This is a genomic window from Caulobacter segnis, from assembly GCF_023935105.1.
Taxonomy (GTDB): domain Bacteria; phylum Pseudomonadota; class Alphaproteobacteria; order Caulobacterales; family Caulobacteraceae; genus Caulobacter; species Caulobacter segnis_B.
The window spans coordinates 3,409,358-3,433,505 of the sequence record NZ_CP096040.1; the positions used below are offsets into that span (position 1 = coordinate 3,409,358).

The following is a 24,148-nucleotide window of genomic DNA, read 5'->3' on the forward strand; positions in this document are numbered from 1 at the left end:
ATGGGGCTGTTTGATAAGCACCTGGCCTATCGCGATGCGTACAAGGCCATCCAAGACGCCGGCGCCGACCCCTTCAAGGTTCGCTTCGACGCCGTGACCTCGCCGACCGAAGGCGTCGTGGAGGGTCGCCCGACCATCCTGCTGGGCACCAACAACTATCTGGGCCTGACCTTCGACGAAGAGGCCATCGCCGCCTCCGTCAAAGCCGTGCAGGAACGTGGCACCGGCACCACCGGTTCCCGCATCGCCAACGGCTCGTTCGAGGCTCACGTCGAGCTCGAACAGGAGCTGGCCAAGTTCTACGGCCGCAAGCACGCTATGGTCTTCACGACCGGCTACCAGGCCAATCTGGGCGTGCTGTCGACCCTGGTCGGTCGCGGCGACCACCTGATCCTCGACGCCGACAGCCACGCCTCGATCTACGACGGCTCGCGTCTCGGCCACGCCGAAGTCATCCGCTTCCGCCACAACGACCCCGAAGACCTGGCCAAGCGCCTGCGCCGCCTGGGCGACGCGCCCGGTGAGCGCCTGATCGTGGTCGAAGGCGTCTATTCGATGATCGGCGACGTCGCGCCGCTGAAGGAAATCGCCGCCGTGAAGCGCGAGCTGGGCGGCTACCTGCTGGTCGACGAGGCCCACTCGATGGGCGTCCTGGGCGCCACGGGCCGCGGCCTGGCCGAAGCGGCCGGCGTGGAAGACGACGTCGACTTCATCGTCGGCACCTTCTCCAAGAGCCTGGGCGCCATCGGCGGCTTCTGCGTCTCGAACCTGGACGACTTCGACGTCATGCGCGTCGTCTGCCGCCCCTACATGTTCACCGCCTCGCTGCCGCCGGCTGTGGTCGCCTCGACCATCACTGCCCTGCGTCGCATGATCGAGCAGCCGCAGCTGCGCGACCGCCTGAACCGCAACGCCAAGCGCCTGTACGACGGCCTGACGGCCATGGGCTTCCACACCGGCCCGACGGCCAGCCCGGTGGTCGCCACGACCATCCCGGACCAGGAACGCGCCATCGCCATGTGGAACGGCCTGCTGCAGGCCGGCGTCTACCTGAACCTGGCCCTGCCGCCCGCCACGCCCGACAGCCGTCCGCTGCTGCGCGCCAGCGTCAGCGCCGCTCACACCGACGAGCAGATCGACGCCGTCCTGGGCGCCTTCGCCGAAATCGGCGCGGCCCTGGGCGTGATCGAGCCGCTCAAGCGCGCCCGCGCCTGATAGCGCTCACTTTTCTGAACGAAGACGCCCGGGCTCATCGCCCGGGCGTTTTGGTTTGTCCGATCCTCGCCCTCTAGGGGGAGGATTGTCGGCGCCGGTTCTTCCAGACCTTCAGCAGCACCGCCGGAGCCGACAGGATCGGGTGCCGCTCGCGCCAGGGCGTGACCTCGACCGGCACGCCGGTATGACGCTCGATCTTCCAGGCCGCGTAGCGGGACGCGCCCTGGAAGGTGAAGGCCGCCTTCATCAGGCGCGCCACGTTCAGCGGCTTGCCCAGCAGCCTGCGCACGCTCCAGGCCTTCTTCAGACGGGCTCGCTCTTCCTCGGTCATGGCCCCGCCCTCGTCGGCCTGGACGGCCTCCATGACGTGGTCGTAGCGCAGCGGGTCGAAGGTCAGGATCGAGACCTCCCTGCCCGCCTTCTCGACGCGCAGTTCAGCCTTGTAGGTCTCGCGGAACAGCGCCGTCCACAGGGCGTGCGGCGAGCCCCTGACGGGGCCCAGGGCGATGGCGAAGCGGCCCGCCGTGCGGCAGGCGTCGGTGACGGCGTCGATCACCGCCTGACGCGCGTCCCGGTCGGCCCAGATGAGCGCGCAGGGCTGGACGAAACGAGCCCAGATGGTGGTGTCCTTGGTCGTCCCGGCGGCGGCGCGTTCGAACTGGCCCAGCGTCATCGAGGCGACCTTGGCCCGCAGGGTCCGCCCCTCGTGCGTCATCTCGTGATAGCTGACGTCCGGCCACAGGATCCGCGTGAAGAATCCCCGCCAGCCGGCCGGCGGCCGTTCGGTCAGCACGTAATAGTCCAGCACCCCCGACAGATCGCCGGTGCGCAGGATCGAGCCATAGAACAGGACGGCCCGCGCGCTTGGAAAGACCGTCGTCAGGTGCTCGGCGAAGGCGGTGATCGGCGCGGGGGTCGACGTGGACAGCTCGGCCGCGACCAGGTCGCGCAGGCGGCTCATCCGACCAGGAACCTCAGGGCCGGCCCGAGACCGATCGTCAGCTCGCCGCCCTCGAACACCTCGCCGTCCAGGACGAACGGCGCGCCGCCGTCCAGGCCAACGACGTTGGGATCGCGCCGGCGATAGCCCAGGCCTTCGAGCTGGGGCTCGGCCTTGCCGCTCAGGACCAGAGGCAGAGCTTTCAGCAGCCGCCGGGGCGGCGCGTCGACGTCCAGGATCTTCAACCCCTCGCGCGGCGGGCCGAACGGCTTGAGGCCGAACGGCAGACGCTTCAGCGCCGTGGCCACGATCGCGAAGCGCTCCTCGCCCGGCTGGGCCTCGCCGTCGAAGGTCAGCCTGGCCGGGACGCCTTCGCGCCACTCGTCGCGGGTTCCGCCGAACAGCGCCCCCAGGGTGGCGGTGGCGATCGTCACGCCGACAGCCAGATTGTGGAAGAAGCCGACCTTGTGGACCTTCTGGGACAGGTTCGTCGCCTTCACCAGCGCGCCCACGCCAAAGAAGAAGCCCTGCAGGCACGGGCGATGGCCGTCGACCCAGCTGATGCGTAGCGGCGGGCGCGACTTGATGCGCGGTTCGGTCCGACGGGCGGCCAGCAGGGCCTCCTCCAGCCGCCAGTCACTGGGCGTGCCCAGATCGATGGCCAGCACGTTGGTCTTGCCCGACGGCAGCACCGCCAGCAGCGGCAGGTCCTCGCCGAAGGTATGGGGCAGCAGGCTGATGACGTCGCGCACCGTGCCGTCGCCGCCGTCGATGACCAGCAGGTCCAGGCCGTCGCGGGCGAACTCTTCCAAGTCGGTCCTCAGGGCGTCGCGTCCGAAGGGCTCAACCAGGCGCACGCCCTCGGGCGGCGGACCAGGCGGGTTGGCCCGGTTGCCATGGCTCTTCGGATTGCGGACGACCCCTATGCGCGTCATTTCGCCAGCCAGGATGTGATGGAGCCCTTGGGCGCGGCCAGGCCCTGCAGGATCTGGACGGCGTGCACGATGAAGCACAGCGCGGTCCAGACCGCCACCAGGGTGAAGCCGACGTCCGGACGTCCCACGAGCACGCAGGCGGTCATCAGGATCAGGTTCGGGTTTCGGCGGGCCGTGATCAGCCGGAAGAAGCTGTCGAACGGCCGCCAGGCGTGCATCTCCAGCTTGAACAGGGACAGGAAGATCCCCTCCTCCACCCGCTGGGCGACATAGCCGCCGATGACGATGGCCAGGCTGAGGCCGGCATAGGGAATCGACTGGCCGACCGCATAGACGCCCATGAACCAGGCCCACCACCAGAACGGCGGATGCAGCAGGTCGATGCCGTGGTCGAAGACGTTGCCCCACTTGGACGAGGTCAGGGTCACGCGGGCCAGCTTGCCATCGACGGTGTCAAGGAAGGTCATGATCCAGGCGCAGACCAGGCCCCAGCCGAACTGGCCCTGCCAGAACAGCCAGGTGGCGGCCAGGGTCAGCAGGAAGCCGATGAAGGTCACCTGGTTCGGCGTCATCCTGGCGATCGCCGCCCAGCGGGTGACGATCCGCGCCGGCGTCGGCCAGACGTATTTGGTGACGAGGTCGGTGACGCCCTTGTACGAGCCCTGGAACAGGCGCGCCTCGACCGCGCGGACGGTTTCCGGCGTCAGGCGTTCCAGCACCGGCGGCTCGCGCTTGCGCAGGGCGCTGTTGTAGGCCGAGCCCAACTCCAGCGCGGTCAGGCGCGTCAGGCGCGGATCCAGGCCCGTCGGGTCCTGGCCGGCCGCCAGGGCCTCGGAAGCGGCATAGGCGATATCGGCCGGAGCGTGCACGGCCACGGCGCGACCGGTCTCGTCGACCAGCACCGCGCCCTGGCGGCCCGCCAGCGCCTTGATCAGCGACTCGTCGAACACCCAGCCGGCGTCGACGGCCACCACGGCGTTCGACAGGTCCACGGCCGGCGTTTCGATCAGGCCCAGGCGCCGATAGATCCGCGAGAGACGCTCGGCGGAGGTCATGCCCCAGATGCGCCCGCCGGCCTGCCCCACGGTCAGGGCCCGCGGCCCCGGCGCGGCTCCAGTTTGTGTTTCAGCGCTCAAAGGAAGATATACCTTTTGAAATCCGAGGCGATTGATAAGCAGCTTCGCCCGTTTCGACCAGAACGACCCGAACCGTCTTGTCCATATATCGCATCGCACACCTTTCGGACCCCCACCTGCCGCCGCCGCCGGGCGCGTTCGGGTGGAAGGACGTCTTCACCAAGCGCCTGCTCAGCCGCATCGCCTGGCGTCGCAAGCGCAAGGTCCATCGGCCCGAGATCTTGGCCGCTCTGGTCGCCGACGTACGGGCCGCCGCCCCCGATCATGTGGTGATCAGCGGCGATCTCACCAACTTTGCTTCGCGTACGGAAATCGCGGCGGCGCGGACCTGGCTGGAATCGTTGGGAAAGCCCGCGGACTTCACCGTCAGTCCCGGAAACCATGACGCCTTGGCCGGCCCGGATGAAGACGAGCGCTTCGCGGTCTGGACGCCCTGGTTGGGCGACACGGACGAGACCCGTTTCCCGCAGGTGCGGGTGCGCGGCCCCGTGGCGATCTTCAATCTGTGCTCGGCCGTTCGCACCGCGCCGCACCTGGCCACCGGCCGGCTGGGCGAGCAGCAACTCCAGCGCCTGGACGCCCTGTTGGCCGATCCCGCCTATGCGGGCCTCTTCCGCCTGATCGTGCTGCACCATCCGCCGCACAAGGGCGCGGTGTCCAAGCGCAAGGCGCTGGAGGACCAGGAGGCCCTGCGGGCCATCCTCGCCAGGCGCGGCGCGGATCTCGTGCTGCACGGCCACGCCCACGAATCGCTGGTCGGCTCCGTGCCTGGCCCCCAGGGGTCGGTCATCCCGGTGCTGGGCGTTCCATCCGCCTCGGCGCGGCCGGGCGGCCATTCACCGGCCCGCTGGCACACCATCGAGATCGAGGACAGGCCCGAGGGCGAGCGTCAGGTCCGAATCGTGGCGCGGGGCCTCGAGCCCGGGCGCGAAGGCATGATGGAACTGGGCCGCTACCGCCTGGCGGACGTCACTTCGTAGGGTAGCGCACCTTGACCCGGATGGTCGTCTCGCCCACCGGCTTGACGCCAAAGCGCACCGCGTCGAACGACGGCGCGCCGAACTTGGTTGGCGCATCGTTCGAGAAGCCATAGCCCTCGATCGGCATGCCCGCCGGGCTGCGATCCAAATCACCATCGCCATCGGCGTCGTGATAGACGACCACCGCATAGGCGTCGGCCGGCGATGGCAGGAAGAAGCAGGCCTGGCTCATCGGGGCCGAGGTCTTGATCTTGGCGCGCGCCAGCTTGCCGCGCGGCGCCATGAAGCGGCTGGGATCGCCGGGATAGACCGTGATCACGACATTGCCGGCGTCGGAGCGCAGGGCGCCGACCTGCACGTTGAGCCGGGTGGCGGTCTTGCGTCCCACGCACTCCTTGTCCGTCAGCGCGCGCGCCGCGCCCTGGGCGTGGGCGGTTCCCGCCATCGCCAGTCCCGCGAACACCATGCCGATCAGGACGGATCGTGCTTCCATGTAAAAGGCCGTATCCCTATTGTTACTGTTCCGCGCAGGCGACATCAGCCTAGAGTTCCGGCTTTCTCATGACCAATCCCACCGCCCTGGCGTTCGGCTATCCCGGTTCCAAGATCGCGGAGACCGATCACTGGCTGATTCTCGTCCGTCCGAAGCAACCGACATTTGGGTCTTTGGTCCTGGTGTGCAAGGAAGCCGTCCAGGCGTTCTCCGAAGTGAGTCCCGCCGCCTTCGCCGACCTGCAGACCGCCGTGTCCGGCGTCGAGCGTCTGCTGAAGGCGCGGGTCGGCTATGAGAAGATCAATTACCTGATGCTGATGATGGTCGACAAAGACGTCCATTTCCATGTGCTACCGCGCTACGAGGGCGCGCGCGAGCATGAAGGCCAGGCCTTCCCCGACGCCGGCTGGCCCGCCGCGCCCGCCCTGGGCTCGGCCGTCGAGCTGGCGCCGGACGCCGTCGAGCGCCTCGCGCGGGATTTCGCGCAAGCCTGGGTCCAAGCGTGAGCGCCAAGGATATGACCGCCGGCCCACTGAGGCTGCTCGACCGCTACCTGCTGCGCCTGCTGTTCTGGCCGCTGGTCGGGTGCCTGGGCGTCACCGTCGTGGCCTTGCTGCTGGAGCGGGTCCTGCGCCTGCTGGACGTGCTGTCCCAAAGCAGCGCCCGCTTCGGCTACGTCACCCAGCTGGCCGCCAACCTGGTGCCGCACTATCTGGGCCTGGCCCTGCCGGTGGCCTTCTTCGTGGCGCTGTTCATCGTCATCGTGAAGCTGTCGGACGGCTCGGAAATCGACGCCCTGCTGGCCACCGGCCAGTCGCTGGAGCGCATCGCCGCGCCGTTCCTGATCGTGGGCGTGCTGCTCAGCGTCTTCAGCGTGGGCGTGTTCGGCTACATGCAGCCCTACAGCCGCTACACCTACCGCGCCGTCATGCACGCGGCGATCAACGCCGGCTGGAACGGACGCCTGGCCGGCGGGGCGTTCATCGACGACAAGGGCTCGCTGCTGACCGCCGACAGCGCCGACATGGCCGGCCAGCGCCTGACCCGGGTCTTCATCCGCCGCCTGGACGCCCACGGCCAGGAAGAGATCATCACCGCCGCGTCGGCCGATCTGAAGATGGATCCCGGCGGCAAGACCATCACCATGGACCTGAAGAACGGCCGCCGCATCGGCCACGACGCCGACGGCTCCTATCGCAACCTGGCCTTTAGCAGCCTGACCACCCAGACGCCGCTGGCCGCCGCCGCGGCGCTGCTGCGCGACCGGGGCAGCGACGAGCGCGAGCTGACCATGGGCGAGCTGGCCAGACAGGCCAAGTCCAGCAATCCCGTCGTGCCGAAGGCGACCCTGCTAAGCGAACTCTACGGCCGCTGGGCGCGGGCGGTCTTCCTGCCGTTCCTGCCACTGCTGGCCTTCCCGCTGGGCCTGGCGTCCAAGCGCGGCAATCGCGCGCCGGGCCTGGTGATGGCGGGCCTGCTGCTGCTGGCCTTCCAGCACTCGCTGCTGCTGGGCCAAGGCCTGGCCAAGGCCGGCAAGATCGCGCCCTTCCCGGCCATCTGGGTTCCTTTCAGCCTGTTCGCGGCCCTCGCCGTCTGGCTGTTCGTCGGCAGCCGCACGCGGCCGGGCGACACGCCGGTCTCGCGCCTGGTGCGCCGGATCAACAATCTGGTCGCGCGCGTGATCCGCGCCCTGCCCCTGCCGAAGAAGCGACAAGCCGCATGAGACTGCAGCTCTATGTCCTGAAGACGGTCGCGACCCGCATTCTCGGCGCGGCCCTGATCCTGATGTCCATCCTGCAGATCCTGGACCTGCTGGACGTGACCACCGACATCCTCGACCGAGGCCTGGGCGTCGCCGGCGTGGCCTACTACGCCGCCCTGCGCCTGCCGCGGCTGTTCGAACAGATCGCGCCGATCGCCGTGCTGGCCGGGGGCCTGTTCGCCTTCTCGCAGCTGGCCCGCGAGAGCGCGGTCGTGGCCATGCGCGCCAGCGGCGTCTCGGGCTATCGCATCGTCGGCATGGCCGTCCCCGCCGCCGTGGCGGTGATGCTGCTGGACGCCCTGTGCGGCCAGGTGCTGGCCCCGCGCGCCGATCCGACCCTGGCCGACTGGTGGAAGAACACCACCCCCGCCGCCGAGCGCAAGGCTCCAGACCCGCGCACCTTCCGCGCTGGCCCGGACCTGGTCATCGGGGCCAACGCCTCGGCGGACGGCCGCCAGATCAACAACATCATCGTCTTCCGACGCGACGCCAAGGGCATCCTGATCGAGAAGGTCGAGGCGCCCATGGCCCGCTACCAAGGCGGCGCCTGGACCCTGGACCAGCCCAAGACGACCCGGCTCACCGGCGACCTGGCCCAGACCTCGACGGCGGCCACCACCACCTGGCCCACCGCGCTGAAGCCGCAGGACGTTCAAGGCCTGTTCGGCGAAGACGCCATGCCCACCGCCGCCTCGGCCCGCCGGGCGCTGGAGAACGGCGGCTCGGACAGGCCCGAGAGCTTCTACGCCACCCACCTGCAGGCGGCCTTCGCCAGCCCGTTCGTGTCGCTGGTCATGCTGCTGCTGAGCGCGCCGGTGGCGCTGGCGAACTTCCGCAGCGGCCAGGGCGCGGTGCTGCTGACCACCGGCCTCGCCGCCGGCCTGCTGTTCCTGGTGGCCAATGGCATGCTGACCGCCCTGGGCGAATCCGGCGCCCTGTCCCCGCTTCTGGCCGTCTGGGCCGCCCCCGCGATCTTCGGCGCCCTCGCCGTCCGCACCTTCTTGGCCCTGGAGGGGTGATGCCTTTCGACTCCACGAACGCCGACCTTCAGGTCATTCCGGTCAAGACGCCGGACGAGCTGAAGCGCTTCATCGCCCTGCCCGCGCGGCTGAACGCCAAGGATCCGAACTGGATCACGCCGCTGTTCATGGAGCGCACCGACGCCCTGACGCCGAAGACCAACCCGTTCTTCGCCCACGCCGAGGTTCAGCTGTTTCTGGCCACGCGCGGCGGCCGCGACGTCGGGCGGATCAGCGCCCAGATCGACCAATTGACGCCGCAGCCCGCGCCCGGCCGCCTGGACGGCCATTTCGGCATGATCGCGGCCGAGGACGACGCGGCCGTGTTCCAGATCCTGTTCCGCACGGCCGAGGACTGGCTGCGCGCTCGCGGCCGCACCCATGCGGTCGGGCCGTTCAACCTGTCGGTCAACGAAGAGCTGGGCCTGCTGGTGCATGGGTTCGACACCCCGCCGATGGTCATGATGGGCCACGACCCGGCCTACGCCGGCAAGCGCGTCGAGGAGCAGGGCTACGCCAAGGCCAAGGACATCTTCGCCTATCGCGCGGACGAGACCGGCGACATCCCCGAGATCGCCCAGCGCCGCGTCAAGCGCGGCCTGCCCGCGGGCGTGGTCCTGCGCCAACTGGACATGAAGCGCTACGACGAGGAGGTCCAGACGCTGACGGACATCCTCAACGACGCCTGGAAGGACAATTGGGGCTTCACCGCCACCACGGAGGCCGAGACCGCCCAACTGGGCAAGGCCCTCAAGCAGGTCATCGACAAGCGCCTGATCTGGTTCGCCGAGATCGACGGCGAGGCCGCCGGCGTGGTGGTCTTCCTGCCCAACGTCAACGAGGCGATCGCCGACCTGAAGGGCAAACTGCTGCCGTTCGGCTGGGCCAAGCTGCTATGGCGCTTGAAGGTCAAGGGCGTGAAGTCGGCCCGCATCCCGCTGATGGGCGTGAAGCGCAAGTTCTCGACCACCCAGCGCGGCCGCATGCTGCCGTTCTGGATGATGAAGGCCAGCCGCGATATGGCGATGAGCCTCGGCTACAATCGCTACGAAATCTCGTGGGTCCTCGAGGACAACAAGGCCATGTGCCACATCGCCGAGAACGTCGGCGGCACGCACTACAAGACCTACCGGATCTACGAGAAGGCGCTTTGACCGCTTTCAAAGCGCTGATCCTTGCGGGCTCGCGCGGCGGCGAGGTCGATCCGGCCGCCGCCTACGCGGGCGTCGGCCACAAGGGCCTGATCGTGCTGCAAGGCCGGACCCTGCTGGCCCGCGTGCTGGGCGCGGTCGAGGCCGCCGGCGCCGAGACGATCGGCGTCTCGGCCAATGACGCGGCGATCCGTTCGGCCTTGGCGGGGTCTCGAGCCGTGATCCTGCCGCCCTCGGCCGGTCCCAGCCAGAGCGTCGCCGATGGCGCGTCCACCCTGGGCTTCCCGCTGATCGTCACCACGGTCGACCACGCCCTGCTGCAGCCCGAGTGGATCACGCGGTTCCTGGCCGACACGCCCGCCTCTGCCGACGTCGCCGTGCTGCTGGCGTCGGAGGATCGCGTGCGGGCCGCCGCGCCGCAGACCAAGCGGACGTATCTCAAGTTCCGCGACGGCCGCTATTCGGGCTGCAACCTCTTCCTGCTGCGCAACGAGAACGCCCTGAAGGTCATCGCCGTCTGGCGCAAGGTCGAGGCCCTGCGCAAGCAACCCTGGAAGATCGCGGCGATGCTGGGGCCCGGCTTCCTGATCCGCTACGCCCTGGGCCTGCTGACCCTGGACCAGGCCGTGGCGCGCCTGGGCCGGCTGGCCGGCGTCGAGGCCGCGGCGGTGCGGGCGCACGACGGCCTGGCGGCCGTGGACGTGGATAAGCCGTCGGACCTGGACCTGGTCAGAGATCTGGTCGGAGAGACCATCCCCCAATAGCGCTCATCCCCGCGAAAGCGGGGACCCAAGCGGCGCGTCAGTATGGGTCCCCGCTTTCGCGGGGATGAGCGGATGAGGGGTTAAGCGGAGATCGCTTCTTTTTCCGCCCACTGCGCCGTCAGCGCGCGGTTGCGGACCAGGTCTTCCGGGAAGTCCATTTCGGCCCAGTCCAGGCCCTGGATCGAGCGCACGCGCACGACGTCGTGGTTCTGGGCGATCTCGTTGATCACGCTGAGGTACCAGCGCTTCAGGCCTTCCGGCGTGCGCATGATCGCTTCCAGGGTCTGCACGAACAGGGCCGAACCCTCCTCGTCGAAGCGCAGGAAGCCGATCGACTCGGCGTCGTACTGCGTGATCGTCTTGCCGATGGCCCGCAGGGCGTCGCCGTCGGTCAGCACCTTCATGTCGTCGCTGTCGTAGACGCCGTCGTCCTTGCGGTCGACCGTCACCGTGATCGGCGCGGCCGGGGCGCTGATCAGGCGTTCGGCGATCGCCGGCTCGAACAGGGTGTCGCCGTTCAGGATCATGAAGGGACCGCCCTTCATCTCCTCACGCGCCAGCCAACAGGTCGCGAGGTTGTCGGTGACGCTGTAGAACGGGTTGTAGAGCGTGCGGATCGTCATGCCCGGCAGCGACAGACCCGCCACCTCGGCCTCGACCAGATCAGCGCGGAAGCCGGTGACCACCACCGCCTCGGTCACGCCCGCCTGGTGCAGGTGGCGCAACTGCCACTCCAGCACCGAGCGTCCGGCCAGTTCGACCAGGCACTTGGGGCGATCGTCGGTCAGCGGCGACAGCCGCTTGCCCTGGCCGGCGCTGAGAATGAGGGTCTTGACCGGCTGCATGACGTTTCGAAATCTCGCTGGGTTCGGGGCGACTTCGCCCCGACTAGGAATCGTTGGACCGCGACCCTGGCGGTCGCGAGCGCATAACTGAGCACGAACCGGCCTCTCGGCAAGTCCGCGTGGACCGTCAAAAGCCGGTCATGACGCCGCGGCGCAAGCCCCCGCCGCGCTTTTTCGACGAGCGCGTCCAATCGGTAACGTCGAGGGCGCGCAAAACTCGGCTGCTCGCCATGGTTCAGCTTGGGTTCAGCTTGACCTGAAGATTGTCCGCCTAACGACCGAGGCGCCCCTTCCGGAAACTGAACCATTCCACCATATGCCCATTGTCATGTGGAGGATTGGGCGGGGGCCTCGGAGTGCAATTTACGGAGGCGTCGTGCAGCTCGCGGAAAGATCCATTCGTCAGCCCGCTGAAGGAAAGCCAGCCGAAGGTCTGCGCCTGGCCTTGTTCTCCGGGAACTACAACTACACCCGCGATGGCTCCAACCAGGCCCTCAATCGCCTGGCGGCGTATCTGATCGACGAAGGCGCCGAGGTCCGCGTCTATTCGCCCACGACCGACACGCCGGCCTTCGAGCCCGCGGGAGACCTCGTCTCGGCGCCGTCGATCGCGATCCCCGGCCGCGGCGAGTACCGGCTGGCTCTGGGCCTGACCCGCGCCTTGCGCGCCGACCTCGCCCAGTTCAAGCCGACGGCGGTCCACCTGTCCGCGCCCGACCTGCTGGGCGCGCAAGCCGGCAAGTGGGCGCGCCGTCAGGGCCTGCCGCTGGTCGCCAGCCTGCATACGCGGTTCGAGACCTACCTTTCCTACTACGGCCTCGACTGGCTGCGTCCCAGCGCCGAGCGCTATCTAGACGCCTTCTATCGCCGCTGCGACCGGGTGCTGGCGCCCAACGCCCCGATCGCCGACCTGCTGCGCCAGCAAGGCCTCAGTGGTGAGGGCATGGGCGAGCGGGTCGCGGTCTGGGGCCGGGGCGTCGATCGCGAGCGCTTCTCGCCGGCCCGCCGCGACAGCGCCTGGCGCCAGGCGATGGGGATCGCCGACAACGAGATCGTCGTCGCCTTCCTGGGTCGCCTGGTCATGGAAAAGGGCTTGGACGTCCTGTCAGAAACCATGACCTGCCTGCGCGGCCAGCCGATCCGCCCGCTGATCATCGGCGACGGCCCGGCGCGCGCCTTCGTGGAGGAACGGCTGCCCGAGGCGATCTTCACCGGCCATCTGGACGGCGAGGCCCTGGGCCGCGCGGTGTCCAGCGCGGACATCCTGTTCAATCCCAGTCTGACCGAGGCCTTCGGCAACGCCACGTTGGAAGGCATGGCCGCCGGCCTGGCGGTGCTATGCCCCCGCGCCCCCAGCACCAGCGCCCTGATCGCCGACGGCCAGGACGGGGTTCTGGCCCCTCGGCCTGACGCGGAGGCCTATGCGGCCGGCATCCAGGCGCTGATCAACGAGCCGATGCGCCGTCTGCGCCTGGGTCGCGCCGCCCGCGCGTCCAGCGCCCGCTACGACTGGAGCGCCATCTGCGCCTCGGTGCTGGACGTCTATCGCGACCTCGGCGCGGCTCCGGCCCTGCGGACGCGCTCGGCGGCATGACGGCAGATAGCGGCATGGCGACGGCGGCCGGCGCGAAGCCATCGCCCTGGCGGGGTTGGCTGTTGACGGCCGGCATCGGCCTGCTGGCGGTGTTCCTGGCCACGCACGGGGTCGGCGCCGTGCGCGAGATCGTGGCCCAGGTCGGCTGGCAGGCGGTGCTGGTCGTCCTGGCTCACCTGCCCGTGACCTTCCTGGCCATGGTCGGCTGGCAGGTGCTGCTGCCCCCGGATCGCCGGCCGTCGATGGGTTTCCTGTTCCGCGTCCGCCTGATCAAGGAGGCCGTCAACGCCCTCCTCCCCGTCGCCCAGGTCGGCGGCGATGTGGTGCGGGCCAAGCTGTCGGTCCGCAACGGCCTGACCCTGGCCGAGGCCACCGCCAGCTGCGTCGTCGACGTGCTGACCGGCACGGTCGGCCTGGTCCTGTTCGTCCTGACCAGCCTTGTGGTGGCCATGGTCACGCTGCATGACCCGCGCCTGGCCCAGGCGGGCCTGGCCTTGGTGGGGATCGTCGCGGCCATCGCCGCCGCGCTGTACGTCGCCCACAAGGCGGGCGTCGGCCGTCGGGTCGGCCAGTTCTCGCAGCGCTGGACAGCCATAGCCGGCCGCGTCGGCGAGTTGGGCGACGCCTTCCGGGGCATCGGCCGCCAGCGCGCCAACCTGTTCGCTTCCTGGGCCTGGCACATGGCCGCCTGGATCGCCGGGGCGTTCGAGACCTATGTCTCGATGTGGGCCCTGGGCCTCAACCCCACCCTGATGCAGGCCCTGATCGTCGAGGGCCTGGCCCAGACGGCCAAGGTCGTCGGCTTCGCGATTCCCGGCGCCCTGGGCGTGCAGGAAGGCGGCTACCTGCTGCTGGGCGGGGCCTTGGGCCTGACGCCCGACCAGGCGCTGGCCCTGTCGCTGCTACGGCGCCTGCGCGAACTCACCTTGGGCGCCGTCGGCCTGGTGCTCTGGCGCGCGACGCGGCCCGAACCCGTTACGGCGTCTCCAGAGCCGGCCAAGGCTTAAATCCCATATTGCAGGATATTATCCTGTATTTTGGCATTGAACCCCTCCCCTGGCGGCGCTACCAAGTTCCTCGGACTCTGCACGCGAAAGGGAGGCGGCATGATCCTGGATCGGCGCACGCTGCTGGCTGGCCTGGTTCTCGCGCCCAGCGCCGCGCTCGCCAGGGAGGACGCCCCCGTGTGGGCCTTCGATTTCACCACATCCACGATCGGCCCCTATGACCCGGCCATCGGCCACGGCTTCGAGCCGGGTCCCGGTCGTCTGTTCTCGGTGAAGGTTCCGGAGGGCGACTATCGCGTCACCCTCGACCTGGGTGGCGACAAGGCCTCAGAGACCACGGTCAAGGCCGAGTCCCGGCGGTTGATGCTGGAGACCGTCCGCGTCGGCGCCCGCAAGACCGAGACCCGGACCATCGTCGTCAATGTCCGCCGGCCCGAGCTGGCCCCGCCGCCGGTCAATGCGCCGGGCGGCAAGCGGGTGGCGCTGAACGCTCGCGAAGACGGCGCCTATGACTGGGACGACAAGCTGACCCTGGAGTTCTGCGGCCCGACCGCCGCCGTACGACGGCTGAAGATCGAGCCCGTCACCGTCCCAACCGTGTTCCTGGCCGGCGATTCCACCGTCACCGACCAGCGCTTCGAGCCCGCCGCCGGCTGGGGCCAGATGCTGCCGCGCTTCTTCAAGCCCGACCTGTCGGTGTCCAACGAGGCCGAGTCCGGCGAGACCCTGAAGGCCTTCCTGGTCGAGCGGCGGCTGGACAAGATCCTCAGCCGGATCAAGCGCGGCGACTGGCTGCTGATCCAGTTCGGCCACAACGACCAGAAGGCCAACTGGCCCCAGACCTATGTCGAGGCCGCCACCACCTATCGCGACTATCTGCGCGCCTATGTCGGCGAGGCCCGGCTGCGCGGCGCGACGCCGGTGCTGGTGACCTCCATGCATCGCCGCAAGTTCGACGCGGCCGGCAAGATCGTGAACACCCACGGCGACTATCCGCAGGCCGTGCGCGAGACGGCCCAGGCCCTGGGCGTCCCGCTGATCGACCTGCACGCGATGAGCGCGGCCTTCTACGAGGCCCTCGGCCCCGACAACGCCTGGAAGGCCTTCAACGACGGCGGCAAGGACGCCACCCACCACAACAACTACGGCGCCTATCAGCTGGCGCGATGCGTGGTCGAAGGCATCCGGGCCCATGTCCCCGATCTCGCGGCCCACCTCGCGACCGACCTGCCCCCGTTCGATCCGGCCAAGCCACCCGCGCCCGAGACCTTCGCCGTGCCCGCCAGCGCCGCCTCCAGCCAGGAGATCCCCCGTGGGAACTAGAGTGGAAACCGACCGCCGCGCCCTGCTGGGCCTGGCCGCCGGCCTGATGGCCGCGCCCGCCCTGGCTCGCGCCGCCGAAGCCGCCGCCTCGCCCGTCGAGACGGTCGACCTGTGGCCTGGGGCCGCGCCGGGCGGCGAAAAGGTCACCGTCACCGAGCAGGTCATCCTGCGCACGCCGGGCGGCGATCCCAACGACACCGCCTTCCTGAACGTGACCAAGCCCTGGCTGACCATGCGCCGGCCGGCCAAGCCCAATGGCGCGGCGGTGCTGATGATCCCGGGCGGCGGCTATGTCCGCGTGGCCGTGGGCAAGAACGGCGGGCCGATCGACGCCTGGCTGGCCAGCCTGGGGATCACCGCCTTCGTCATGGACTACCGCCTGCCCGCCGACGGCTGGGCGGCCGGGCCGGACGTCGCCCTGCAGGACGCCCAGCGGGCCATGCGCCTGATCCGCGCCCGCGCCCCGTCCCTGGGCGTCGATCCCGCCAAGGTGGCGGCGATCGGCTTCTCGGCGGGCGGTCACGTCGCGGCGCGCCTCTCCACCCAGTTCGGCCGCGAGACCTACGCGCCGGTGGACGAGGCCGACCAACTGCCGACCCGGCCCTTCGCGGCCGGCCTGTTCTATCCGGTGATCACGGGAACCCTGCCCTATGCGCATGGCCAGTCGGTGAAGCAACTGGTGGGCGCCAACCCAACCGAGGCCCAGCGCCAAGCCGTATCGGCCGAGCAGCACGTGCCCGCCGACACGCCGCCGACCTTCATCGCCGCTGCCGCCGACGACAAGGTCGTGCCGGTCGAGAACAGCGTCCTGATGTGGCAGGCCCTGCGCGCCCGGAAGATCCCGGTCGAGATGCACCTGCAGGAGGTCGGCGGCCACGGATTCGGGCTCAAGGACCGCGAGGGCAATCTGGCTCCATCGATGATCGCCCTGGACGCCTTCTTCAAGCGCCACGGCCTCTACGCGTGACCGAAGCGCTGGCCACCGACGCGATCAACGCCGCCATCGTCCATGCCCACGGACGCGGCGGCGGCGAGGTCGTGCTGCCGGCTGGTCGCCACTTGTCGTTCTCGATCCGCCTGCTCAGCGGCGTGACCCTGCGGCTGGAGGAAGGCTGCGTGCTGGAGGCCGCCGCCCCGGCCATCCACGGCGGCGCCTACGACCCAGCCGAACCCAATCCGCACGACCTCTGGCAGGACTTCGGCCACAGCCATTGGCATAACAGCCTGATCTGGGCCGAAGACGCCGAGGACATCGCCATCGTCGGCCCTGGCCGCATCGATGGCCTTGGCCTGACCCGCGAGGGGCCCGGCTCGCGCTGGAAGAAGCAGGCCGGCGAGTTTCCGCTCAGCATGGCCGGCCTCTCGGCCGAGGCGATGGCCGAGCTGTCGCCTCAGGTGGAGGCCATGGCGGGCCTGGGCAACAAGGCTATCGCCATGAAGCGCGTGAAGCGGGCCCGGATCGAGGGTCTGACCATCTTCCGGGGCGGCCATTTCGCGGTGCTGGCGACGGGATGCGAGGATCTGATCCTGCGCGACCTGATCGTCGATACCAACCGCGACGGCCTGGATATCGACGCCTGCCGCCGGGTGCTGGTCAGCGGCTGCCGGGTGAACACGCCCAATGACGACGCCATCGTGCTGAAAAGCTCCCTGGCCCTGGGCGAACGCATTCCCATTCAGGACGTGACCATCGAGCACTGCGAGGTCAGCGGCTTCGATCCCGGCGCCATGCTGGACGGGACCTTCGGCCGGACCCAGCTGGTCTCGCCCGATCAGGACCGCGTCACCGGCCGCATCAAGCTGGGCACCGAGTCCAATGGCGGCTTCCAGAACGTGACGATCCGCGACTGCCGCTTCGTCCGCTCGCGGGGCCTAGCCCTGGAAGTCGTCGACGGCGGGACGATGGAGAATATCGTCTGCGAGCGGCTGCACCTGTCCGAAGTCACCACCGCTCCAATCTTCCTGCGGGTCGGCGACCGACGTCGGGGGCCGGAAGGCACGCCGCTGGGGGCGATGCGGAACATCGTGCTGCGCGACATCGAGGCCTTCGACATCCTGCCCGACTACGCGGCCACCATCGCGGGCCTGCCGGACTCGCCGATCCAGAACGTGACCCTGGAGAACATCCGCCTGTCCTATCGCGGCGGCGGGCCGGCCGAGTGGGCGGAACGTAGGCCGGGCGACCTGCCCGAGGCCTATCCCGAGCCCAGCATGTTCGGCCCCTCGCCGGTCCACGGCCTGTGGGCGCGGCACGTCGATGGGCTGAAGATCGAAAACCTGACCATCGAGACCACGACGCCGGACGCCCGCCCCGAACGCCTGCTGGAGAACGTCCGCGAGGTCGCCGAATGATCCTGGACCGCCGCGCCCTGCTGGCCGGCCTGGCCGCCACGCCGTTCGCGGGTCAGGGCAAGCGCCTATACGCCGACGACTTCCGCCAGGGCCTGAAGCGCTGGGCGATCGAGGCCGAGAAGCCGGCGGCGGTCATGGCCCGAGATGGCGTGCTGGACATCGTCGCGCCCGCTGGCTTCACCGCCTGGTTCAAGCCGGAGCTGGTCGGCTCCGTGGCCATCACCTACCAGGCCCAGGCGGTCTCGGAAGGCGGAGCGTTCGACCGGGTCAGCGACCTCAACTGCTTCTGGATGGCGCGCGAGGCCGATGGCGGCTCGCCGCTGGACCACCCGCGCTCGGGCGCCTTCGCCGACTACGACACGCTGCGGACCTACTATGTCGGCCAGGGCGGCAACACCAACACCAGCACCCGCTTCCGCCGCTATGTCGGCCGGCCGGGCGACCGGCCGCTGCTGCCGCAACACGACCACGCGGCCGCCGACGAGATGCTGGCGCCCAACCGCTGGACGACCGTGCGGCTGATCGCCGACGGCCAGCGCATCCAATACTGGAACGACGGCCGCCACCTGTTCGAGCACAACGATTCGCAGCCTTATACGCGCGGCTGGTTCGGGCTCCGGACCACGCAGAGCCATCTGCGGATCCGGAACTTCGAAGTGTTCAAGCTAGTCCCAGCTGGCCGGTAGGCTGGCCGGCGCGGCGTCGCCGACCAGGGCCAGCAGCTCGAACAGGTTCAGCGCCCATTGCGACGACTGGTTGGTCGAAACATTGGCCATCTCGTCGATCGGCTTCAACACGGCGTTCCCCGCCACGCGAGTGATCGGCGCGGGGCCGCGCTCCTGGCCGCTCTTGGTCGCGGTCAGGAACTCCTTCCAGGCGCGCTGGGCCAGGGCTGGATCGTTCAGCTTGCGCGCCGCCCAGGCGGTCAGCCGCGCGTGCCAGACGGGATAGCCGAAGTAGCGATCGATGGCCGCCTGGCCCAACGCCGCCTGACGCTCGGCCTGCGGGGCGTTGTAATAGGCGCAGAAGCGGGCCCAGGCCTTGGTCCAGGCCGGATCGTCGATCAGGCCGTCCAGTTCGAACACGAACTCGGCCCCGCCCATGATCGTCACCAGGTGGTAGCTGGTGGTGAAGGCCGTGCCGAGATCATACAGCGTCGCCGTGGCCGGGTCGTAGCCGAACGGCGGGCCGGTGAACATGCCGTGGGACGAGCCGGCGATGGCGTCCAGGCCCTTGACGATCTTGTCGCGCCATTGGGTGTCGCCGGTCCGCTCCCAGGCCACCAGCCAGTTGCTGGCGAAGGCGAACCAGTCCGGGCCCGAACGAGCCTGGGTCGGATAAGTCGTCTTGGCGGCGACTTTGCGCACCGGATTGACGGCGGCCAGAGCGTGGTCGGCGTCCACCAGGCCGGCCATGATGTCGCCGGTCCGCTCGTCGGCGGTCAGATAGTAGTAGTGGCGGCGCAGCAGCGACTGGCTGATCCGGACCTCCTTGGCCCCGTCGCCCCAGTGGCTGACATTGTGGCGCGAGCCCAGCCCCTTGAATGGACCCAGATGGTACTGGTCGACTTCGCCGGTGTGGCGGGTCATCGCCTCGGCCATGCGGAAGATGTCGGCCCGGCCGGTGCGCATGAACGCGGTCCATAGCCACAGGTCCGGCACCAGCTCGCTGTTGTCCCAGGCGTAGCCGCCGACGTCGTAGCGCCAGGCGTGCCGGTCCTGGTCGTAGGTGTGCATCACATCACCGTGGTCCCAGAACCCGTACCAGCGGCGCTGCTCGACCTCGTGCCGGTAGAAGCCCAGCAGGCGCTCGTGCTCGGCCTCCAGCCTGGCCTTCACCGGTGTCGAGCGATCGACCGGCGCCCAGACGCCAAAGGCGCCGCAGCTTTGGTAGTAGGCCGGCGCGGCGACCGGCAGGGCCGGATCGGTCGTGGCCTTGGCCATGCCCGACAGCGCCTCGCGCGCTGGCGTGGCGGCCACCGGCCACAGGAAGACCTGGTTGGTGCGGGCGATCCCCAGCGGCGTCGAGTGCCCTTCCTCGACGTCCTCGTACTGGATCTCCAGGCCGTGGGCGCGGTCGCTGTAGTGGCGCAGGTCCATGGCGCCGGCCTGCGGCGACCACAGCCACAGGGTCACGGTGGCGGCGTCGGTGGTCGCGCCCTTGATCTCCAGGCCGGTCGGATGGCGCTGCCAGAAGTGGCGCAGGCCGAACGCGACGCCGCCCGAAACGCCGCCGACATAACCCAGGCCGGGAGACCGGCCGCCGTGGTCGGCGCGCAGCCAGCTGCTCCTGGTGTTGGTCCGCTTGTCGATCGCGAAGGCGTCGGCGTCGCCCTGGAACAGGCGATAGCCGTCCCAGGCGGGCACGGTCGCCAGCTGGTCGCGGGTCTTGGCGTCCATCGCCGCTAGGTCCGGGACGCGCTCGCCGCGCAACTGGTCCTGGAACTTGCCGGCCAGAGCGAACTTGGCCGGCTGCCAGCCCGGCAGGTTGCGGACCGCCTCGCCCCACATCCCCTCACCTTCGCCGGCGAAGCGGACATGACGGTTATGGAGCTCGTCGGTCAGCGGGACGTCGAAGCGGACGCCCAGGCCGGCGATGAAGTCCTTGTTCCCATCGCCGTCGAACACGAAGCTGTGGGTCAGGGTCAGCCGCCCCTCGGCGTCGACCGCGACGCGCACGGTGAACGGCAGCCAGTCGCGACCGGCGCCGCGATGCTTGCCCTCAAAGCGCACCACCGCCCGCACCGGGCCCCGCTGCTCGACCATGACGGCGTCGATCGCGCCGTCGAAGATCTGGGTCTCACGGGTCCCGAGATCGCCCGGCGGCAGGGTCTGGTTCAGGCAGACGAGCCGCCCGCCGCGCAGGGTCTCGCGACCGGCCAGGCTGACGCTCTCGATGAGGTTGCCGCCCGTTCGCGCGAAGCGGCAGACCAAGTCGCCAGCGGCGACCTCGATCCGCTCCGGCGTTTCGCGCACCTGGACGGACTTGTTGGGTGAGATCGGCTTGCCAGGCCTAACCTGGAAGCCTTTGGGGGCCGGGCCCGCCAGGGCGTGACCCGTCCATTTCAGCGAGCCGTCGGGCCAGTAGGCCAGCGGCCAGGTTTGCAGCGGCAGAGCCTGGCCGTCGGCGCCGACGGCCGTCAGGGCGGTCTTGGCCTTGACCGCCCCGCGCGGCCAAGGCGCGCCCCAGACCGCCGCGCCGGGCGCGGTCGGCGGGAGCTCGCCCAGCCAGTGCAGATCGGCGGAGGCCGGCGCGGGCTTGGCGGCCCGCGCCGCTTCCGAAGCGACGGCCGTAAGCGCGAGGCTCGACACCAGCACGCCGCGACGCGTCGCTCCCTTGGTCACGCAACTACTCCTGGAACTAGAACTTCAGGCCCATGCCGACGAAGAAGCGGCGACCGAAGTAGCCGAGCTCGGTCAGGCGGATGTCGCCCGCGGTCGAGCGTTCCTCTTCCTTTGTCAGGTTCTTGCCCTCGACGAAGAACGAGATGTTCTGGACGCCGAACAGCTGCTGCGGCTTCCAGGTGATCTTGCCGTCCAGATAGCCCGTCGCGTCGCGGTACACCGGCTGCAACGAGTTGTCGGCGGCCGAGACCAGGTACTTGGACCGGTAGTTGTAGGCCAGGCGGGCGTTGATCGGCCCCTTGTCGTACCAGACCGTCAGGTTGGCGCTGTCAGAGGACAGCCCCGGGAAAGGCAACGGCGAGCCGTCCAGCTGCGAGAACAGCTCGACGTCCTCGGCCTTCTGGTAGGTGTAGTTGGCGTCGACGCCGAAGCCCGAGAAGATGCCCGGCAGGAAGGTGAAGGCGGTCTTTGCCGTGATTTCCACGCCCTGAATCTTGGCGCCGTCGCCGTTGATGTAGGTGCTGTAGTTGTAGAGCACCCCATCGCCATAGACGTCGCGCTTGCCCAGCAGCGTACGGTTGGACAGGTAGAACGACTTGATGTCCTTCTTGAAAAGGCCCACCGAAACCTGGGTATCCTTGTTCGGATAGTATTCGAACGACAGGTCGTACTGGTTGGCGCGATAGGGCTTCAGCGCGGGATTGCCGCCCACGCAGCTGGGTTCGTCGAACTCGCCGTTGGCGTCGGGCGAATTGTCGGTGGTGCAAGTCACCGTCGGCATCAGGAAGTCGAGACGTGGACGGGCCAGGAGTTGGGCGAAGCCAGCGCGCGCCGTCAGCTTGTTCGGGATGACCCAGAGCCCGGCGTTAAAGCTGGGCAGCCAGGCCGTATAGCTTTTGCTCGTGCTGACCAGCGCGTTAGACAGGGTGTAGGTGGTCGAAGAGCCGCCGTTCGTCGCCGCGTAGGTCTGAGCCCGCGACGAGACACCAGTGCCAGTGCTTTCGGTGTGCACCCGACGCCAGCCGAAATTGCCCTCGACCTCGTAGTCGCCCAGCGGGAACTCGTAGTCGAACTTGATGTACTGGGCGTCGGTCTTCTCGGTCATATAGTACGGGAACTGACTGTAGGCCTTGCCGTCGCTGCCGACCGTCTGCTCGAGATTGTTCAGATTGAAGTGCGAGGCGTCGAGCTGGGCCGCCACCGTGTTGAAGTCTGGATACTTCCAGGTCGACGGAATGCCGCCGCCGCCGAAGTAGAAGTCGCTGGGCAGGCTGGTCATGGCCTGGGCGAAGATCGAATTCGAGAAGGCCCGCGACCAGGTCTCCGTCGTCGCCCAATAGCCGGTGGTCGAGGCCGGCGAGGCGTTGACCGGACTGGTCTGATCGATCGTCTGGCTGGCCAGGATCGTCGCCGTCGAGTTCACCGCGTTCGAGTAGATGACGGTGTCGTCGGCGGTCGAATACGGATTGGCCCCGGCATTCAGGATGAAGCCGCCGTAGCCATAGCCCTTGGTGGAATAGTCCGTCACCCGACCACCGAACTCGATCTTCGGCACGAACGGCAGGTGCGTGTCGAAGTCGAAGTCGACCTTGTACTGGTCTTCCTTCGAGCTGGAATTCGATGGACGGTACTGGATCTGCCACTGACGGATGGCCGAGGCGTCCGCCGGGCTGTAGCCGTTGGCGAAGGTGAAGGCCGGATTGCCGGTCGATGGATCCAGAGTTACGGTCATGCCGGGCGTGTCGAAGCTGACGCTGACATTGTTGGTCTGCTTGACATTGCTGGTGTCGGCGCTGGAGCCCTGGAACTCGATCTGCAGGCGGTCGCCGCGATAATTGGCGCCGAAGTTGTAGTAGTTGGCGGTGGTGTCGTCCTGAAAGTCGCGGGCGCTGATGCCGAAGCCCGAATAGCCACCCGCGCCTGCCGTGGTCAGGCAGTTGCCCAGGGTGTAGGCCGTGACGTTGTGGTTGGCATCAACCTTGACCGACGAGGCCGTCGTGTCGGTCGAGGAGCAGGCTGTCGCGGACGCCGCGTTGCGCAGACGGGTCAACGACGTGAAGTCGGTGCCATAGTTGATGTCGTTCAGGCGCTGCTTGCGTTGATTGCGCTCGTAGCTGACCCAGCCGTCGATCCGGTCGGTGAATCGAAACTGGGCCGTGAACTCGGCCGAGACGCGCTCGTCGTTGCGGGTCCAGACGCCGTAGCGGGCGGTGCGCGGCGCATAATCGTACCATTGCGACAGACAGGCCGTGCGCAGGTTGGCGGTCGAGATCTGGGTCGCGTCGGGCGTGGTCAGGCTGCTGCAGCCGGCCTGAGCGCCGACTCCCCGGGCCAAGGCGTTGATCTGGTCGCTGTAGAGAGCGCTGTAGTAGTCGACCGTTTTATTGGCCGAGTTATCGAAGTCGGCGAATCGGCCCCAAGAGGTGTTGCGCACATAGTCGCCGCGCGTGTCGACGTCGTCATAGGTAACGTTGGCCATCAGACCCAGGCGACCATCGAACAGCCTAGTGGTGGCTAGAACGTTGCCACGCGGCTTCCAGCCCTTGCCCGTATCCAGGTTCTGGGCCGACGCCGTGAGCGACAGCGTCGGCTTCTTGAAGTCCAGCGGCTTGCGGGTCTTGATCGAGACCGTGCCGCCGACGCCGCCCTCCGTCATGTCGGCGGTGAAGCCCTTGAACACGTCGATTGACGCGACCAGTTCGGAGGCCAGTTCACGGAAATCGTTGGCGCGGCCGCCCCCGCCATAAACCTGAAGGTTGCCGGCACTCGACAGCGTGCTCATGCCGTTGATTTCGACGCGGTTCAGGTCGGGTTCGACGCCGCGGATCGACACCGCATTGCCCTCGCCGAAGTCGCGGGCCAGTTGGACGCCGGTGATCCGACCCAGAGCCTCGCCGACATTCTTGTCGGGGAACTGGCTGATGTCCTCGGCGACGATCGAGTCGGAAATGGTGCCGGCCCGCTTCTTGCGGTTCATGGCCGATTGCAGGCTGGCGCGCGTGCCCACGACGATCTCATCGACGACGGTGGCTTCGTTCGCGCCCGGACCGGTCGGCGCCTGTTGCGCCCAGGCCTGGTCGGCGATCGCGAGTCCGGCGCCGAGCGCGAGCCAGGAAACCGTGGCGGCGGTCGCGCGGCGGCGAGCCTTCGAGAATTGCATGGGGTGTCCCTCCCTTACCAGTTGGCCTGACGCTCCTTCCCAGGGCGCGTCGGACGCCTGCAGCACGCGGACTGGCCCTGAGGCGCAGCCGACGCACACCGGCGCATTCTTAGTACAAATACCGTAGT

The 24,148-nt window shown here is 68.8% G+C and carries 20 protein-coding genes; 13 read left to right on the forward strand and 7 right to left on the reverse strand.

Annotation, left to right across the window (positions count from 1 at the left end; genetic code table 11):
• Positions 1-1,215, forward strand: coding sequence for a serine palmitoyltransferase (gene spt, locus MZV50_RS15975; protein ID WP_223390487.1), 1,215 nt, complete (start codon positions 1-3; stop codon positions 1,213-1,215).
• Positions 1,216-1,288: 73 nt separating this feature from the next.
• On the opposite strand, the gene MZV50_RS15980 is transcribed toward spt, so the two are convergent.
• Genes MZV50_RS15980 through MZV50_RS15990 form a run of 3 tightly spaced genes read right to left on the reverse strand, consistent with a single transcriptional unit; the run spans position 1,289 to position 4,145 of the window.
• A complete protein-coding gene (locus MZV50_RS15980; RefSeq protein ID WP_252630286.1) occupies positions 1,289-2,176 on the reverse strand; it encodes a hypothetical protein in 888 nt (295 codons plus the stop codon).
• Positions 2,173-3,168 (reverse strand): diacylglycerol/lipid kinase family protein, encoded by a 996-nt coding sequence (locus MZV50_RS15985; RefSeq protein ID WP_252630288.1) that lies wholly within the window; start codon positions 3,166-3,168, stop codon positions 2,173-2,175. Before MZV50_RS15985 ends, MZV50_RS15980 begins: the two co-directional genes overlap by 4 nt.
• Positions 3,087-4,145, reverse strand: a complete 1,059-nt coding sequence (locus MZV50_RS15990) for a CDP-alcohol phosphatidyltransferase family protein (protein WP_252630289.1) — start codon at positions 4,143-4,145, stop codon at positions 3,087-3,089. The genes MZV50_RS15985 and MZV50_RS15990 overlap by 82 nt, the downstream gene beginning before the upstream one ends.
• Positions 4,146-4,303: 158 nt before the next feature.
• Here MZV50_RS15990 and MZV50_RS15995 point away from each other — a divergent pair, with 158 nt between their 5' ends.
• Complete coding sequence (locus MZV50_RS15995; RefSeq protein WP_252630291.1) at positions 4,304-5,206, forward strand: metallophosphoesterase family protein; 903 nt, start codon at positions 4,304-4,306, stop codon at positions 5,204-5,206.
• Here the strand turns inward: MZV50_RS15995 and MZV50_RS16000 are convergent.
• Positions 5,196-5,699: a DUF2141 domain-containing protein gene (locus tag MZV50_RS16000; RefSeq protein WP_252630292.1), complete on the reverse strand. Its 504-nt coding sequence runs from the start codon at positions 5,697-5,699 to the stop codon at positions 5,196-5,198. The two genes, MZV50_RS15995 and MZV50_RS16000, sit on opposite strands and share 11 nt — an antisense overlap.
• Before the next feature lie 68 nt (positions 5,700-5,767).
• Here MZV50_RS16000 and MZV50_RS16005 point away from each other — a divergent pair, with 68 nt between their 5' ends.
• Genes MZV50_RS16005 through MZV50_RS16025 form a run of 5 tightly spaced genes read left to right on the forward strand, consistent with a single transcriptional unit; the run spans position 5,768 to position 10,395 of the window.
• Positions 5,768-6,205 carry an HIT family protein gene (locus tag MZV50_RS16005; protein WP_252630294.1) on the forward strand — a complete coding sequence of 146 codons (438 nt, stop codon included), beginning with the start codon at positions 5,768-5,770 and terminating at the stop codon, positions 6,203-6,205.
• Entirely contained in the window at positions 6,202-7,422 is a 1,221-nt protein-coding gene (locus tag MZV50_RS16010; RefSeq protein WP_252630295.1) for an LptF/LptG family permease, read from the forward strand. The genes MZV50_RS16005 and MZV50_RS16010 overlap by 4 nt, the downstream gene beginning before the upstream one ends.
• The gene (locus MZV50_RS16015) at positions 7,419-8,480 is read left to right on the forward strand and encodes an LptF/LptG family permease (protein WP_252630296.1); all 1,062 of its coding nucleotides are present in this window, start codon (positions 7,419-7,421) and stop codon (positions 8,478-8,480) included. Before MZV50_RS16010 ends, MZV50_RS16015 begins: the two co-directional genes overlap by 4 nt.
• On the forward strand, positions 8,480-9,634 hold the full coding sequence (gene bcerS / locus MZV50_RS16020; protein ID WP_252630298.1) for a ceramide synthase: 1,155 nt from the start codon (positions 8,480-8,482) through the stop codon (positions 9,632-9,634). Before MZV50_RS16015 ends, bcerS begins: the two co-directional genes overlap by 1 nt.
• Positions 9,538-10,395 (forward strand): nucleotidyltransferase family protein, encoded by an 858-nt coding sequence (locus tag MZV50_RS16025; RefSeq protein ID WP_252630300.1) that lies wholly within the window; start codon positions 9,538-9,540, stop codon positions 10,393-10,395. The genes bcerS and MZV50_RS16025 overlap by 97 nt, the downstream gene beginning before the upstream one ends.
• 80 nt (positions 10,396-10,475) lie before the next feature.
• Here the strand turns inward: MZV50_RS16025 and MZV50_RS16030 are convergent, their stop codons facing one another.
• The gene (locus tag MZV50_RS16030) at positions 10,476-11,240 is read right to left on the reverse strand and encodes a phosphocholine cytidylyltransferase family protein (RefSeq protein ID WP_252630301.1); all 765 of its coding nucleotides are present in this window, start codon (positions 11,238-11,240) and stop codon (positions 10,476-10,478) included.
• A gap of 445 nt (positions 11,241-11,685) precedes the next feature.
• Between MZV50_RS16030 and MZV50_RS16035 the strand changes: the two genes are divergently transcribed.
• From MZV50_RS16035 to MZV50_RS16060, 6 genes are all read left to right on the forward strand, one after another.
• Entirely contained in the window at positions 11,686-12,834 is a 1,149-nt protein-coding gene (locus MZV50_RS16035; protein WP_252630303.1) for a glycosyltransferase family 4 protein, read from the forward strand.
• Complete coding sequence (locus tag MZV50_RS16040; protein ID WP_252630305.1) at positions 12,831-13,841, forward strand: flippase-like domain-containing protein; 1,011 nt, start codon at positions 12,831-12,833, stop codon at positions 13,839-13,841. The genes MZV50_RS16035 and MZV50_RS16040 overlap by 4 nt, the downstream gene beginning before the upstream one ends.
• 99 nt (positions 13,842-13,940) lie before the next feature.
• Positions 13,941-15,164: a rhamnogalacturonan acetylesterase gene (locus MZV50_RS16045; protein WP_252630307.1), complete on the forward strand. Its 1,224-nt coding sequence runs from the start codon at positions 13,941-13,943 to the stop codon at positions 15,162-15,164.
• On the forward strand, positions 15,154-16,131 hold the full coding sequence (locus MZV50_RS16050; protein WP_252630308.1) for an alpha/beta hydrolase: 978 nt from the start codon (positions 15,154-15,156) through the stop codon (positions 16,129-16,131). Before MZV50_RS16045 ends, MZV50_RS16050 begins: the two co-directional genes overlap by 11 nt.
• On the forward strand, positions 16,128-17,516 hold the full coding sequence (locus MZV50_RS16055; protein ID WP_252630309.1) for a rhamnogalacturonidase: 1,389 nt from the start codon (positions 16,128-16,130) through the stop codon (positions 17,514-17,516). Before MZV50_RS16050 ends, MZV50_RS16055 begins: the two co-directional genes overlap by 4 nt.
• Complete coding sequence (locus tag MZV50_RS16060) at positions 17,513-18,202, forward strand: DUF6250 domain-containing protein (protein WP_252630310.1); 690 nt, start codon at positions 17,513-17,515, stop codon at positions 18,200-18,202. The genes MZV50_RS16055 and MZV50_RS16060 overlap by 4 nt, the downstream gene beginning before the upstream one ends.
• Here MZV50_RS16060 and MZV50_RS16065 read toward each other — a convergent pair.
• The gene (locus MZV50_RS16065) at positions 18,182-20,860 is read right to left on the reverse strand and encodes an exo-rhamnogalacturonan lyase family protein (protein ID WP_252630311.1); all 2,679 of its coding nucleotides are present in this window, start codon (positions 20,858-20,860) and stop codon (positions 18,182-18,184) included. The two genes, MZV50_RS16060 and MZV50_RS16065, sit on opposite strands and share 21 nt — an antisense overlap.
• 16 nt (positions 20,861-20,876) lie before the next feature.
• Positions 20,877-24,020 (reverse strand): TonB-dependent receptor, encoded by a 3,144-nt coding sequence (locus tag MZV50_RS16070; protein ID WP_252630312.1) that lies wholly within the window; start codon positions 24,018-24,020, stop codon positions 20,877-20,879.
• Positions 24,021-24,148: the final 128 nt, after the last annotated feature.